At 72.3% G+C, this 14305-nt stretch carries 12 protein-coding genes; 3 read left to right on the top strand and 9 right to left on the bottom strand.

What is annotated here, in order from left to right; all coding sequences use genetic code 11:
* Complete coding sequence (locus ABZ567_RS24085) at positions 1-1047, bottom strand: energy-coupling factor ABC transporter permease (RefSeq protein WP_360793262.1); 1047 nt, start codon at positions 1045-1047, stop codon at positions 1-3.
* Positions 1048-1247: 200 nt separating this feature from the next.
* On the opposite strand from ABZ567_RS24085, the gene ABZ567_RS24080 reads away from it, so the two are divergent.
* Positions 1248-1607 carry an SsgA family sporulation/cell division regulator gene (locus ABZ567_RS24080; RefSeq protein WP_360793260.1) on the top strand — a complete coding sequence of 120 codons (360 nt, stop codon included), beginning with the start codon at positions 1248-1250 and terminating at the stop codon, positions 1605-1607.
* 24 nt (positions 1608-1631) lie between these two features.
* On the opposite strand, the gene ABZ567_RS24075 is transcribed toward ABZ567_RS24080, so the two are convergent.
* Entirely contained in the window at positions 1632-3848 is a 2217-nt protein-coding gene (locus tag ABZ567_RS24075; protein ID WP_360793258.1) for an MMPL family transporter, read from the bottom strand.
* 104 nt (positions 3849-3952) lie between these two features.
* Positions 3953-4525 (bottom strand): TetR/AcrR family transcriptional regulator, encoded by a 573-nt coding sequence (locus ABZ567_RS24070; protein WP_360793256.1) that lies wholly within the window; start codon positions 4523-4525, stop codon positions 3953-3955.
* 183 nt (positions 4526-4708) lie between these two features.
* Here ABZ567_RS24070 and ABZ567_RS24065 point away from each other — a divergent pair, with 183 nt between their 5' ends.
* A complete protein-coding gene (locus tag ABZ567_RS24065) occupies positions 4709-8047 on the top strand; it encodes a S41 family peptidase (RefSeq protein WP_360793254.1) in 3339 nt (1112 codons plus the stop codon).
* A gap of 136 nt (positions 8048-8183) precedes the next feature.
* On the opposite strand, the gene ABZ567_RS24060 is transcribed toward ABZ567_RS24065, so the two are convergent.
* The 5 genes from ABZ567_RS24060 to ABZ567_RS24040 form a co-directional block, all read right to left on the bottom strand.
* Positions 8184-8687, bottom strand: a complete 504-nt coding sequence (locus ABZ567_RS24060; RefSeq protein WP_360793252.1) for a GNAT family N-acetyltransferase — start codon at positions 8685-8687, stop codon at positions 8184-8186.
* A 108-nt stretch (positions 8688-8795) separates the two neighbouring features.
* Positions 8796-9041, bottom strand: coding sequence for a hypothetical protein (locus tag ABZ567_RS24055; RefSeq protein WP_360793250.1), 246 nt, complete (start codon positions 9039-9041; stop codon positions 8796-8798).
* Positions 9042-9184: 143 nt separating this feature from the next.
* Positions 9185-10066, bottom strand: coding sequence for an SDR family oxidoreductase (locus ABZ567_RS24050; RefSeq protein ID WP_360793248.1), 882 nt, complete (start codon positions 10064-10066; stop codon positions 9185-9187).
* A complete protein-coding gene (locus ABZ567_RS24045; protein WP_360793246.1) occupies positions 10063-10989 on the bottom strand; it encodes an alpha/beta hydrolase in 927 nt (308 codons plus the stop codon). Before ABZ567_RS24045 ends, ABZ567_RS24050 begins: the two co-directional genes overlap by 4 nt.
* Positions 10986-12584, bottom strand: coding sequence for an NAD(P)/FAD-dependent oxidoreductase (locus tag ABZ567_RS24040; protein WP_360793244.1), 1599 nt, complete (start codon positions 12582-12584; stop codon positions 10986-10988). Before ABZ567_RS24040 ends, ABZ567_RS24045 begins: the two co-directional genes overlap by 4 nt.
* Positions 12585-12784: 200 nt before the next feature.
* Between ABZ567_RS24040 and ABZ567_RS24035 the strand changes: the two genes are divergently transcribed.
* The gene (locus tag ABZ567_RS24035) at positions 12785-13423 is read left to right on the top strand and encodes a MerR family transcriptional regulator (protein WP_360793567.1); all 639 of its coding nucleotides are present in this window, start codon (positions 12785-12787) and stop codon (positions 13421-13423) included.
* Between the two features lie 9 nt (positions 13424-13432).
* On the opposite strand, the gene ABZ567_RS24030 is transcribed toward ABZ567_RS24035, so the two are convergent.
* Positions 13433-14236, bottom strand: coding sequence for an exodeoxyribonuclease III (locus tag ABZ567_RS24030; protein ID WP_360793242.1), 804 nt, complete (start codon positions 14234-14236; stop codon positions 13433-13435).
* Positions 14237-14305 lie beyond the last annotated feature (69 nt).

Here is a 14305-nt window from a genome sequence, read left to right as displayed (position 1 = left end):
TCAGACCGCTTCCGCATCCGCGTGGACGCGGCGGCGGCGGACGATCCAGAACGCGCCGGTGCCGGCGGCCAGGGTCGCGCCCACGCCGATGACTCCGGCGAGGCCTCCGGCGAGTCGCTCGGTCTCGATGCCCTTGACGCCGTAGTCGGCGAGCGGGGATCCGGCGGCCGCGTGCTCCTCGGCCGCGGCGTCGAAGCCCTTGTCGGCGGCGACCTTCTCCAGGCCGTCGGGGCTGGCGGAGGCGTAGTAGGAGACGAAGCCGGCGAGGACGAGGGCGGTGACGACGCCGCCGATCCACAGCTTCTTCGGGGAGCCGCCGGTGACGGGAGCGGCGGTCGGGGCCGCGTCGACCAGCTCGCCGGCGACGCGGAGCTTGAGCGGGGCGGTGAGACCGCGGGCGCCGTAGACCAGGTCCGGGCGGACGGCGATGACCGCGCCGACGGTCAGCATGGTGATGACGGCCTCGCCGACGCCGATGAGGACGTGCACGCCGACCATGGCCGTGAGGACCTTGGGCAGCGGTACGTCGGTGGTGCCGCCGATCGCGTAGAGCAGGGTGAAGGCGGCGGCCGACGCCGGTACGGAGACGAGCGCGGCGACGAAGGAGGCCGCGGTCACCGAGGCGCGGGTGCGCGGCAGGACGAGGACGAGGCCCCGGAAGAGGGCGTAGGCGACGACGACCGTGACGACGCCCATGACGGTGATGTTCACGCCGAGGGCGGTGAGGCCTCCGTCGGCGAAGAGGATGCCCTGCATCAGCAGGACGACGGCGATGCACAGGACCCCGGTCCAGGGGCCGACGAGGATCGCGGCGAGCGCCCCGCCGAGCAGGTGTCCGCTGGTCCCGGCGGCGACCGGGAAGTTCAGCATCTGGACGGCGAAGATGAAGGCGGCGACGAGCCCGGCGAGCGGGGCCGTCCGCTCTCCGCCGTGGCCGTCGTCCAGCTCGCGGCGAGCGCCCCGCAGGCTCACGGCGACGGCGCCGGCGGCGACGACACCGGCGGCGACCGATACGGGGGCGTTGATGAATCCGTCAGGTACATGCACGTATCGAATGATGAGCGTTCCTGCAAAGCGCTTGCAAGAGCGCACAGGTCACAGAACAGGGGCGCGCGGGCGCGCGCGCTCCGCCTACGCGCCGGTACGTGACCCCGGACACACCTCCCGCCGCCCACGCTTGGGTCGCGCGGTCACCGGGAAGAAGTGGAACATTAGTCGATAAGAGGACAAAACGTGAGGAGCCCCCGATGGCCGCCGCACACGACCGTGAAGTCGACGACCACGCCAAGGGGCGGATCATCAGCGACGCGCCACTCTCCCGGCCCGTGCCGGTGGCCCTCCGCTACGACCCCGCCTCCTCCCCCGCGACCGTCCGGTTCGTCTTCCCCCACGACGTCGAGTGGTCCTTCCCCCGCACCCTCCTGGAGAACGGGCTGCGCGCCCCGGCCCGCCGCGGCGACATCGAGGTCTGGCCCTGCGGCCGGGTGCAGACGGTCGTCGAGTTCCACGCGGCCGACGGGGTCGCCGTCGTCCAGTTCGACACCGCCGCCCTGCTGCGCTTCCTCAAGCACACGTACGCCGCCGGCGCGTCGATGTCGACACGCTGACGGCGTACGGGGGACGTCCTGAGGTCAGGCCTTCACGAGGTCCGGCTTCGCAGCCGCCTCCGGGGACTCCCGCTTGGCGAGCCCCTCACCCTCCACGTCCACGTTCGGCAGGATCCGGTCCAGCCACTTCGGCAGCCACCAGGCCTTGTGGCCGAGGAGCGCGAGCACGGCCGGGACGATCGCCATCCGGACCACGAAGGCGTCGAAGAGGACCGCGACGGCCAGACCGAAGCCGATCATCTTGATCATCTGATCCGTCATGCCGATGAAGCCGGCGAAGACCGCGATCATGATCACCGCGGCGGCGGTGACCACCCGGGCGCTGTGCCGGAAGCCGGTCACGATCGCCTCGCCGGGCCGCTCCCCGTGCACGTACGCCTCACGCATGCGGGTGACGAGGAAGACCTCGTAGTCCATCGCGAGACCGAAGACGACACCCACCATGAAGATCGGCATCATCGACATGATCGGGCCGGTCTGCTCGACCCCGAAGAGGCTTCCCAGCCAGCCCCACTGGAAGACCGCGACGACCGCGCCGAGGGCCGCGACCACCGAGAGCAGGAAGCCGAGGGCCGCCTTCAGCGGGACGAGGACCGAGCGGAAGACCAGGGTCAGGAGCAGGAAGGCCAGACCGACGACGAGCGCCAGGTAGGGCACGAGGGCGTCGTTCATCTTCTGCGAGAAGTCGATGTTCATCGCGGTGGCGCCGGTGACGAGGACGTCGTCGCCGGTGGCGTCCCGGATGTCGTGGACGAGGCCCTCGGTGGCGACCGAGGACGGCCGGTCCTTGGGAACCACCGTGATCATCGCGGCGTCGCCGGCCTTGTTCGGGGTCGCCGGGGTGACGGCCGCCCAGCCTTCGAGGCCCTTGATCGTGGAGACCGCCCGGTCAGCGGTGGCCTTGTCGCCGTCCACGACGACGAGCAGCGGGCCGTTGAAGCCGGGGCCGAAACCGTCCGAGAGCGTGTCATACGCCCGGCGCTCGCTGGTGGAGGTCGGCTTGGCGCCGTCGTCCGGGAGGCCCATCTCCAGGGAGGCGGCGGGCAGCGCGATCGCACCGAGGCCGAGGACGCCGACGACCAGCACCATCACGGGGCGGCGGATGACGAAACGGGCCCAGCGGGTGCCACCGTTCGGCTTCTCGGCCTGCGCCTTGCCGTCGTTCGCCGTGCCGGCCTGCGCCGTGTCACCGGTCGCGGCGTCGCCGCCCTCCGCGCCCTTGCGCTGCCTGCGGCCGAGCACCTTGTCGCCCGCGAAGCCGAGCATGGCCGGGATCAGGGTGAGCGCGATCAGTACGGCGATCACGACCGTACCGGCGGCGGCGAAGCCCATCTTCGTCAGCATCGGGATGTTGACGACGGCCAGGCCGACCAGGGCGATGACGACGGTGAGCCCGGCGAAGACGACGGCGGAGCCGGCCGTGCCGACCGCGCGCCCCGCCGCGTCCTCCTTCTCGCGGCCCTCGGCGAGCTCCGCGCGGTAGCGGGAGACGATGAAGAGGGCGTAGTCGATGCCGACCGCGAGGCCGATCATCATCGCGAGGGTGGAGGTGGTGGAGCCGAGGTCGAGGACGTTCGCGAGCGCGGCGATCGACGAGACGCCGATGCCGACGCCGATGAGCGCCGTGAGCAGCGGGAGTCCGGCGGCGACGAGCGAGCCGAAGGTCATGACCAGCACGATGGCGGCGATGACGACACCGATCGCCTCGCTCGCGCCCTGCTCCGGCATGGTCTGGAGGGCGTCACCGCCGACCTCGACGGTGAGTCCCTTGCCCTGCGCGTTCTCGCCGGCCCGGGTCAGGGCCTCGCGGGTCTCGTCGGTGAGCTCCATCGCGTTGACCTTGTAGGCGACGGAGACGTAGGCGGTGGAGCCGTCGCCGGAGACGGCCTTCCCGGTGTACGGGTCGGTGACCGAGACGATCTGGTCCGAGCCGGACTTCAGCGCGGAGACGGTCTCCTCGACGACGGCCTTGTGCCCGGCCTCGGTCATCTTCTGGCCCTCGGGGGCCTTGAAGACGACCCTGGCGGTGGCGCCGTCGGCGCCGGCGCCGGGGAAGCGCTCTTCGAGCAGGTCGAAGGCGCGCTGGGCCTCGGTGCCCGGTATGGAGAAGGAGCTGGAGGTCGCGACGGGCGCGGTGGCGGCGCCGATCCCGGCTGTCGCCAGGAGGGCCACCCAGAGGAGGGCGACGAGCCGTCGGCGCCGGAAGGCGGAACGGCCGAGCTTGTACAGGAACGTGGCCACGGGGGCGTACTCCCAGGGTGGGGTGGGACAGGGCATGGGGAGCCGGCCCGACGGCGTGAGCGGTTCGACGTCAGGTGGAGAAGGTCGTGCGGTACTTCCGGGGATCAGACGCCGAGTGAGGGGAGCACGACGGCGTCGACGTAGGCGCTGAGGAACGCCCGGTCGACCGGCTGGTCGTCGATCAGTGGCCGGGCGACGAACGCACCGATCAGCATGTGGGGAACGAGCTTGAGCGCCGGGTTGGAGGCGTCGACCTCTCCCCTGCGGACCGCTCGGCGCAGTACCTCGTCGAGGCCGTTCATCTCGGGTTCGATGAGCAGCTCGCGCAGCGCCCGGTGGAGTTCGGGGTTGGTGTGGACGGCATGGGCCAGACCCCGCATCAGGGCGGAGTCCTTTTCCATCTGGCAGTCGTCGGTCCGTGTCATCAGCTCGTGGAAGTCGCCGCGCAGTGAGCCGGTGTCGATCTCGGAGAGGTCGGCGGGCTTGTTGGCGCGCAGCGCCCTGGCGACCAGCTCGGGCTTGCTCCCCCACTGGCGGTAGAGGGTGGCCTTGCTGGAGTGGGTGCGGGCGGCGACGGCGTCCATGGTGAGGGCGTCGTAGCCGACGTCGCGGAGGAGGTCGAGCACGGCTGCGTACAGCTCGGACTCCCGCTCGGGAGTGAGTCTGCTGCGTGCCATGGCCAGGGGCTCCGATCCGACGAGAAGCGAACGAAACGGTTTCGTACAGTACGAAGATACCCCCGCCCTCAACGAAACGAAACCGTTTCGTACGTGTCCTGGCCCACAGTCGGGACCCCCTCCGAAGACGCTCGCCAGCACGTACGAGTTGCCGCACCCCCTCCGCGCGGAAAGCATGGGGAGGTGAGTCACGACGTCGCGTACCTCCGTTTTCCGCACCTCCACGACGACCTGCTGTGCTTCGCCGCCGAGGACGACCTCTGGATCGCCCCCCTCGTCCCCGAGGGCCGGCGCCCCGGCCGGGCCTGGCGACTGACCGTCGACCGGACGCGGGTCGGCCACCCGCGCTTCTCGCCGGACGGACGCCGGATCGCGTACACGAACTGGCGCAGCCTCGACCCCGAGATCCACCTCGTCCCCGTCGACGGCGGACCGGCCCGGCGGCTCAGCTACTGGGGGTCCACCGACACCCGGGTCTGCGGCTGGACGCCCCCCGACAAGGACGGCCGCTCCGACATCCTCGCCGTCTCCTCGCACGGCCAGCCCTTCTCGTACTACTCCTGGGCCTACACCGTCCCCACCGACGGCTCCCCCGGCAAGCGCCTGCCCTGGGGCCCGGTCTCCGACATCGGCGTCATCGACGGCCCCGACGGCCACGAGGGGGAGCGCCGCACCCTCCTCCTCACCGGGAAGCCGCCACACGAACCGGCCGCCTGGAAGCGCTACCAGGGCGGCGCCACCGGCCGCCTCTGGCTGCACGGCGAACGGCTGCTGCCCGACATCGGCGGCCACCTCGACTGCCCCATGGCCGTCGACGGCCGCATCGCGTTCCTCTCCGACCACGAGGGCATCGGCAACCTGTACTCCTGCCTGCCCGACGGCTCCGATCTGCGCCGCCACACCGACCACGACGAGTTCTACGCCCGGCACGCGTCGAGCGACGGACACCGGGTCGTCTACCAGTGCGCCGGCGACCTGTGGATCGTCGACACGCTCGCCGCCGACGCCCGCCCCCGGAGACTGGAGGTACGGCTCGGCGGCCAGCGCGTCGGCAGGCGCCCCTACCAGGTGCCCGCCGCCCTCCACATCGACGCGCTCTCCGTCGACGAGACCGGCCGCGCCAGCGCCGTCTCCGTGCGCGGCAGCCTGTACTGGCTGACCCACCGCGACGGCCCGGCCCGCACGATCATCGACGAGCCGGGCGTCCGCGTGCGGCTCCCCGAGATGCTCGGCAGCGGCGGCCAGGTCGCGTACGTCACCGACGCCGAGGGCGAGGACGCCGTCGAGATCGGCCATCTCCCGCGCGCCAGCGGCGACCGGCCGCCGCGCCGCCTCGCCTCGGGCGACCTCGGCCGCGTCGAGGAACTCGTCGCCGACCCCGCCGGCGAGCGGCTCGCCATCGCCTCCCACGACGGACGGCTGCTGCTCCTGGACACCACGGAGGAGCCCGAACGGGACGAGGACACCTCCCCGGCCGAAGGCTCCGAAGGCTCCAGAGGGGTCACCGAACTGATCCGCTCCGTCAACGGGCCCGTCCGCGACCTCGCCTTCTCCCCCGACGGCGCCTGGCTCACCTGGTCCCACCCCGGCATCGGCCGCTCCCTGCGCTCCATCAAGATGGCGCGGATCGCCGGCCCCGGAGCCCGGACCGTCCTCGACGTCACCAACGGACGCTTCGAGGACGAGAACCCCGTCTTCACCCGGGACGGCCGCTACCTCGCCTTCCTCTCCTGGCGGGGCTTCGACCCGGTGTACGACGTCCACACCGGCGACCTGTCGTTCCCCCTCGGCTGCCGCCCCTACCTCGTCCCGCTCTCCTCCGCCACGCCCTCGCCCTTCGCGCTGCTGCCCGACGGGCGCCCGGCGGCCGGCGGCCTCGACCCCGCCGACGGCACTGACTCCGGCGACGGCACCGTCACCGTCGAGATCGAGGGGCTCCCCGAGCGGGTCACCCCCTTCCCCGTCGCCGCCTCCAAGTACTCCGCCCTGCACCCGGTCAGCGGCGGCGGGCTCGTCTGGCTGCGCTGGCCCATCTCCGGCGCGCTCGGCGAGACCTTCGCCAACCCGGCCGACACCTCAGGCCGCCCCACCCTCGAACACTTCTCCATCGTCAAGGCGCGCAAGAGCGAACTCGCCAAGGACCTCGACTGGTTCGCGGTCAGCGGCGACGGCACCCGGCTCGTCGTCGCCGACGAGGGCGAACTGCGGGCCGTCCCCGCCACCGAGTCCGGGGACGGCGACTCCACCGTCTACCTGGACCTGCGGCGCATCCTGCACGAGGCCGACCCGGGCGCCGAGTGGCGGCAGGCCTTCGACGAGGCCGGCCGGATCGTCCGTGCCTACTTCTGGGAGCCCGGCATGGGCGGGGTCGACTGGACGGCCGTCCTCGACCAGTACCGGCCGCTCGTCGAACGGGTCGCGTCACCCGACGAGTTCGCCGACCTGCTCCGCGAGGTCATGGGCGAACTGGGCACCTCCCACGCGTACGTCACCCCCGCCCGCCGCAACGAGGGACCGCCGCACTACCAGCGACCCATGGGGCTCCTCGGGGCGAACCTCGTGCCCCGCGAGGCCGGCTGGACGGTGAAGCGCATCCTGCCCGGCGAGTCCTCCGACTCCAAGGCCCGCTCCCCGCTCGCCGGCACCGGCATCCGCGAGGGCGCGGTCCTCACCCACGTCGACGGCCGGCCCGTGGACCCGGTCACCGGCCCGTACCCGCTGCTCTCCGGCACCGGCGGCACGACCGTCGAGCTCACCTTCACCCCCGCCGAGGGCGAGGGCCGGGCCCGCCGCGTCGCCGTCGTCCCCCTCGTCGACGAGCGTCCGCTGCGCTACCAGGACTGGGTCGCCAAACGCCGGGCGGTGGTACGGGAGGTCAGCGGCGGCCGCTGCGGCTATCTCCACATCCCCGACATGGGCGGCTCCGGCTGGGCCCAGTTCAACCGCGACCTGCGCATGGAGGTGTCCCGACCTGCCCTCATCGTCGACGTGCGCGGCAACGCCGGCGGCAACATCAGCGAGCTCGTCATGGAGAAGCTCACCCGCAGGATCCTCGGCTGGGACCTCACCCGGAACGCCCAGCCCGTCGCCTACGCCTCCAACGCCCCGCGCGGCCCCGTCGTCGCCCTCGCCGACGAGGCCACCTCGTCCGACGGGGACATGATCACCGCCGCGTTCAAGCTCCTGGGCCTCGGCCCCGTCGTCGGCCAGCGCACCTGGGGCGGGGTCGTCGGCATGACCGGCCGCCACCGGCTCGGCGACGGCACCCAGATCACGGTCCCGATGAACGCGGCCTGGTTCCCCGAGTACGGCTGGTCCCTGGAGAACCACGGCGTCGAACCCGATCTCGCGATCCTGCGCACCCCCCTCGACTGGGCCGAGGGCCGCCACGCCCAGCTCGACGACGCGGTCCACGTCGCCCTCGCCCTCCTCACGGAGACCCCGGCGGCGAGCCCCCCGCCCTACGAGAACCTCCCGGACCGCTCCCGCCCGAAACTCCCCCCGAGGCCGGACGGCCCCTAGAGGGCCAGGGGTCAGGACGACGAGCTCCCGCCGCCGGGGCCCGACAGCCTCCAAGGGCCAGGACGACGAACCCCCACCGGGTCGGACCGCCCCCGGAGGACCAGGACGACGAGTCCCCCGTCGGGGCCCGCAGCCCCTAGGACGCCAGGGCCACGAGCTCCCCGAGGTCCGCCTCGTAGGAGATCCCCGGCCGTCCGTCGATCGTGACGGCCCCGACCGCCCCGAAGCCGACCCGCCCGAGCACGGCCCTCGACCCCTCATTGTCGAGGGTCGTGACGGCGGTCAGCCGGCTCAGCCCGTACTCCTCGCGCGCCAGCCGGCACACCTCCCTGACCCCGGCCGTCGCCACCCCGCGCCCGGTCGCCTTCTCGGCCACCCGGTAGCCCAGCTCGGCACCCCCGTCGGCGACGTCGACCAGGTTGAACCGGCCCAGGATCTCCCCGCCCTCCCCCACCAGCACATGGAAGTGGATCGCCCCGGTCCCCTGCTCGTCGAGCAGCGCCCGGTGCCGCTCCGCGAAGTCGGTGAAGTAGGCGTCCCCCCGGTCGGGCACGGACGCGGCGAAGTACCCCCGGTTCTCCCGCTCGAACGCGAGCAGGGCGGGGGCGTGATCGGATCGGAGTCGCTCAAGTACGGCCATGGACGCCACCGTACGAAGAACGGCCCCTCGGCGTGTACGACTTTTCGGTCCACACGTGCGAAGGCGCACCCGGTGTCGCGGGTGCGCCTCGCTCACGGAAGGCCGGCGTCAGACGCCGGACTCCCGGTCCATACGGGCCCGGTCCATGCGGTCCCGGTCCGCGCGGTCCGGGTCGATCCGGTTCTGGTCCCTGCGGTCCTGAACTTCCTGGCGGGCCGTGCGGGCCTCGTCGTCGGAGCGGCCACGGCCCTGGGAGGCGCGTTCGGACGCTTCGTCCTTCGCCTTGCCCATGGCCTCCTTGGCCTGCTGCTTGAGCTGCTCCGACTTGTCCTTGAACTGGTCCTGCATGCCCATGGAAGTTCACTCCTAGAAGGGTGTGTCGGGAGAGGGCGTCGCGCCCCCTGTGTGCTCGATCAGCCTCGCACGCGCACACACTCCCCGCATGTCGATCAGTCACGGACAGTGAGGTCGCCCCGGGCAGACGCCGAAGCCGGCCGTCAGGTCCTCCCCGTCCGCGCCTGCTCGTCGGCCGCGCCGCCCGCGCCCACCAGCCCCTTGGACACCGAGCCGAGCCGCGGCTCGAAGCGCCGCATCTCGCGCTGCCCGACGGTGGCGATCAGACCGGGGAGGTAGCCGCGGACCGACTGCATCCCGCGCAGCCACCACTGCGCGTACACATGGGCGGAGCGCCGCTCGATGCCCGCCACGATCCGGTCGACGGCGGGGCCGAGGGGGTACGTGCGGTTCGTCGGCCACGGCAGCCGCTGCCGCAGCTCCTTCATCACGTCGTCCTGGTCGGCGCCCCGCACCATGTCGGTGTCGGTCCAGGAGAGGTACCCGACACCGACCCGCACCCCCTTGTACGCGACCTCGGCGCGCAGGCTGTGCGCGAAGGCCTCGACGCCCGACTTGGAGGCGCAGTACGCCGTCATCATCGGCGCCGGGGTGAGCGCGGCGAGGGAGGCGATCTGGAGGAAGTACCCCCGGGACTCCATGAGGACGGGCAGGAACGCCCGGCCCGTCACCGCGCCGCCGATGAGGTTGACCTCGATGACCCGCCGCCAGGCGTCGGGGTCGGAGTCGACGAACGGACCGCCCGCCGCCACACCGGCGTTGGCGACGACGATGTCGACCTTCCCGAACCGCTCCTTCACCTCGGCCGCGACCCTGGCCATCGCCTCGTGGTCGGTGACATCGGCGTGCCACCAGTCGGCCTCGGTGTGCAGCCGCCCGGCGACCTCCTTCAGCTGCTCAGGCTCCAGGCCGACGAGCGCGATCCTCGCTCCGCGCGCGGAGAGCTTGCGGGCGAGGAGTTCGCCGACTCCGCGCGCCCCGCCGGTGACGACCGCGACCTGTCCTTCCAGGCTCACCCTGCTCATGCCTGCTCCTTCTCCTTCTCCTGGTCCCCGGACTTCACGCCCAGGTACGTGAGGGTCAGTTCGCGGATCTGCGCGGTGACGGCCTCGGGGGCCTCCACCGGCGTCATGTGGCCCATGCCGGCCAGCTCGACGACACCGGTGCAGTGCGGCAGTTCCCCCGCCATCGCCCGGGAGTGGACGGCCGGGGTGAGCCGGTCAGCGGTCCCGACGAGCACGGCCACGGGCAACCGCAACTCCCGCAACCCCGCCCCGAGATCGAGCCCGGCCAGGACCTGCGACCAGCCGTACCGGGAGGTGCGCGGGCAGGCGTGCACGATCCGCGCGCAGGCGTCGACGCGGTCGGGCGCCGAACCGGGGCCCATCGTCGCGTACTTGAGGATCTTCTTCGAGACGGCGGTGACCGGCCCGAGCGGTGCCTTCGCACCGAGGACGGCCCTGGTGAGGCGACTGCGCAGGCCGCCCGGCCGGAGCGGTACGACGGTGGCCTCGGCCAGCAGCCGGGTGGACCCGGTGGAGCAGAGCAGGACGGCGGCGGCGTGCTGCCGAAAACCGGGCCGCCCGGCGGCCGCCATGATCGTCATGCCGCCCATGGAGTGACCGGCCAGGACGGCCCGTTCGCCGAGACCGAGGGTGGCCGCGAGCACGGCCTCCAGGTCGTCGGCGAGCGCCGTCGTCGAGTACCCCCCGGGGCCGGGCACCGGGGAACGTCCGTGACCGCGCTGGTCGTAGGCGATGACCCGGTGGTCGGCGGCGAGGGCCCGTATCTGCTCGGCCCAGAAGGTGGTCGAGCAGGTCCAGCCGTGGGCCAGAACGACGGCGGGGGCGCCTTCGGGGCCGTACACCTCGACGTGGAGCGGGGAGCCGTCGGCGGAGACGGCGGTCAGCTCGCGGGACACGGGGAGCGAGATCAGACGCGGCCTCACTGGGCGGCCTCCCTCTTGAGGGCCTTCACGGTGGCGGGCTCCGTGACGGCGGGCTCCGTGGCAGCCGGCTCCGTGACGGCGGGCTCCGTGACGACCGGCTTCGGCTGCTCGGGGGCGCGGATCACCTCGTACTCGGAGAGGTCCACCCGCCGGGTCTCGCGCCGGAACTCGCCCGTGGTGCCCGGCCACAGCGTGGTGTTGCGGCCGTTGGCGTCGAGGTACCAGCTCTCGCAGCCGCCCGCCTTCCACACGGTCCGCTCCATCCGGAGCTGCACCTTGCGGTTCCAGGCGCCGACGGCGGAGGGGCGGACGGCGAGGGCGGCGCGCCCGCCGGGCCCGGAAGGAGTCAGCAGAGTCAACTGGCGCAGGTAGTCGGCCATGTAGTTCAGCTGGGACTCGATCATCAGGATCATCGAGGAGTTGCCGAGGCCCGTGTTGGGGCCGATGACGGTCATGAAGTTGGGGAAGCCGGCGGCGGTGGCCCCGCGCAGGGCCTCCATGCCGCCCTTCCAGGTCTCGGCGAGGGTCCTTCCCTCCGCGCCGACGACCCGCTCGGCGATCGGCATGTCGGTGACGTGGAAGCCGGTGCCGAAGACGATCGCGTCGACCTCGGTCTCGGTGCCGTCGGCGGCGATGACGGTCGAGTCGCGGACCTCGCGCAGGCCGGAGGCGACGACGTCGACGTTGGGCTGCGCGACGGCCGGGTAGTACGTGCTGGAGAGCAGGATCCGCTTGCAGCCGATGCGGTACGAGGGGGTCAGCTTGGCCCGCAGCGCCGGGTCCTTGATGGACTTGGCCATGTTGGCCTTGGCGAGCCGCTCGACGAGCCCGAGTTCGTTCGGGTGCTTGGTGAAGGCCCCGACCTGGAGCTCGCGGATGCCCCAGAGCAGGCCGCGCCGGAGGGTTCCGGTGACGGGCAGGGTGCGGTGGAGCCAGCGCTCGGGGCGGCTGATGGCCCGGTCCATGCGGCTCATCACCCACGGGGGCGTGCGCTGGAACAGCGTCAGCCTCCCCACCTGGGGCTGGATCGCGGGCACGATCTGGATGGCGGAGGCGCCGGTGCCGATCATGGCGACGCGCTTGCCGGTGAGGTCGTAGTCGTGGTCCCAGCGGGCGGAGTGGAAGACCTTGCCGGGGAAGTCGGCGAGCCCCGGGATGTCGGGGATCTTGGGGTCGGAGAGCGGTCCGGTCGCGGAGACGACGACCTCGGCGCTGAAGGTGCCCTCGCCGGTCTCGATCTGCCAGCGGAGCGCTTCGGCGTCCCACTCCATCCGCAGCACCTCGTGGTTCAGGCGGAGGTGGGGACGGAGCCCGAAGGTGTCCGTGACATGCTCCAGATACGCGCGGATGTGGCGCTGTCCTGAGAAGGTCCGCGGCCAGTCGGGGTTGGGCGCGAAGGAGAAGGAGTAGAGGTGGGAGGGGACGTCGCAGGCGCAGCCGGGGTAGCTGTTGTCCCGCCATGTGCCGCCCACGGAGTCGGCCCGTTCCAGGACCACGAAGTCGGTGATCCCCTCGCGGCGCAGCCGGACGGCGGCGCCGAGGCCACCGAATCCCGATCCGATCACCGCCACCCGTACGTTCTCGTGCTTCGCCATGCCGCCTCCCGAGCGCCCGGCCGATCACGCCAGCAATCACTGGCACAGTCGGGACTGTAGAGCAGCTCCCTACCAAGCGGTAGGGGTACGGCAAGGGAAAGTTACCGGCGGTACAACATAGGCTGGCGGGCGTGGCTGAAGGATCAGACGAAGGATCGACACCCGGCAGGGGCGCCCACGAGGGCGTACGCGAGTACCGCATGGACGAGCTGGCGGCGGCCGCCGGCATCACCGTGCGCACCCTGCGCTTCTACCGGGAGCGCGGCCTGATCCCCCCGCCGCGCCGCGAGGGCCGGATCGCCTGGTACGACGAGCAGCACCTGGCCCGGCTCCGCACCATCGCCGCCCTCCTGGAGCGCGGCCACACCCTCAACGGCATCGCCGACCTCACCACCGCCTTCGAGAGCGGCCGGAACGTCCGCGAGGTCCTCGCCCTCCCCGCCCCCTCGGAGGAGGAGCCGGTCCGCCTCACCCCCGGGGAGCTCGCCGACCACTTCGCCGGCGAGGTCACCCCGGAGAACCTCGCGGCCGCCCTCGACCTCGGCTACCTCGTCACCGACGGCGAGGAGATCATCCACATCAGCCGCCGTCTGCTCGACGTCTCCGCCGCCCTCGTCCGCGAGGGCGTCCCGCTCGCCGAGGTCCTCAAGGCGGGCGCCCGCGTCCGCGAACACGCCGACGCCCTCGCGGAGCTCTTCACCGACCTGCTGCGCACCCACGCGGCCGAGAAAGACCTGTGGCGGCTGCGCCCGCTCGCGAAGAGCGTGGTGGAGGCCGAACTGTCGATGGCCCTCGACCGCCGGCTGCGCCCCGAGCCTCCCGGGACGCCGACTCCCTGACCGCCGGGGCTACAGCTCGTAGACGGCGGTCACGGGGGCGTGGTCGCTCCACCGCTCCTCGTGGGTCGCCGCGCGCTCGACGTACGCCTTCACGGCCTTGGCGGCGAGACGGGGAGTGGCGATCTGGTAGTCGATGCGCCAGCCGGAGTCGTTGTCGAAGGCCCGTCCCCGGTAGGACCACCAGGAGTAGGGCCCCTCCTGGTCGGGGTGAAGGGCGCGCACGACGTCGACGTAGCCGCCGTCACCCTCGTCGAGCACCCGCCCGAGCCACTCCCGCTCCTCGGGGAGGAAGCCGGCGTTCTTCCTGTTCGCCCGCCAGTTCTTGAGGTCGGCCTCGCGGTGGGCGATGTTCCAGTCGCCGCAGACGACGACGTCCCGCCCGTCGGCGGCGGCGCGGCCCCTGAGCTCCTTGAGGTAGGGAAGGAACTCGCCCATGAAGCGCAGCTTCTCGTCCTGCCGCTCGGTGCCGACCTCACCGGAGGGCAGATAGAGGCTGGCGACGGTCACGCCGGGCAGGTCGGCCTCGACGTACCGGCCGCTGCCGTCGAACTCGCTGGACCCGAAGCCGACGCGCACCCGGTCAGGCTCGCGCCGCGTGTAGAGGGAGACCCCGGCGCGGCCCTTGGCGGCGGCGGGCGCGTGGACGGTGAACCAGCCCTCGGGCGCCCGCACCTCCACGGGCAGCTGCGCCTCCTCGGCGCGCACCTCCTGGAGGCAGACGGCATCGGCGGAGGTCCCGGCCAGCCACTCCGCGAAGCCCTTCTTGGCGGCGGCGCGCAGACCGTTGACATTGACGGAGGTCACTGTGTACAAAACATGCCTTCTTACTGCGAGGGAGAGATCACGCCCAGGGGTCAGGTTCCCATACGGGGTGGACCGTGA

The sequence above is a fragment of the Streptomyces sp. NPDC016459 genome (genome assembly GCF_040632845.1).
In the GTDB taxonomy this organism is placed as follows: Bacteria; Actinomycetota; Actinomycetes; order Streptomycetales; family Streptomycetaceae; genus Streptomyces.
The sequence above is the reverse complement of the archived record's forward strand: the minus strand, read 5'-3'. Positions and strand labels throughout refer to the sequence as shown.

What these genes read in the sequence shown, in the direction of transcription:
- ABZ567_RS24050 (WP_360793248.1), bottom strand. Translation starts at nt 10,066, where the DNA reads ATGAGCAGGGTGAGCCTGGAAGGACAGGTCGCGGTCGTCACCGGCGGG.
- ABZ567_RS24070 (WP_360793256.1), bottom strand. Translation starts at nt 4,525, where the DNA reads ATGGCACGCAGCAGACTCACTCCCGAGCGGGAGTCCGAGCTGTACGCA.
- ABZ567_RS24035 (WP_360793567.1), top strand. Translation starts at nt 12,785, where the DNA reads ATGGACGAGCTGGCGGCGGCCGCCGGCATCACCGTGCGCACCCTGCGC.
- ABZ567_RS24080 (WP_360793260.1), top strand. Translation starts at nt 1,248, where the DNA reads ATGGCCGCCGCACACGACCGTGAAGTCGACGACCACGCCAAGGGGCGG.
- ABZ567_RS24060 (WP_360793252.1), bottom strand. Translation starts at nt 8,687, where the DNA reads ATGGCCGTACTTGAGCGACTCCGATCCGATCACGCCCCCGCCCTGCTC.
- ABZ567_RS24040 (WP_360793244.1), bottom strand. Translation starts at nt 12,584, where the DNA reads ATGGCGAAGCACGAGAACGTACGGGTGGCGGTGATCGGATCGGGATTC.
- ABZ567_RS24055 (WP_360793250.1), bottom strand. Translation starts at nt 9,041, where the DNA reads ATGGGCATGCAGGACCAGTTCAAGGACAAGTCGGAGCAGCTCAAGCAG.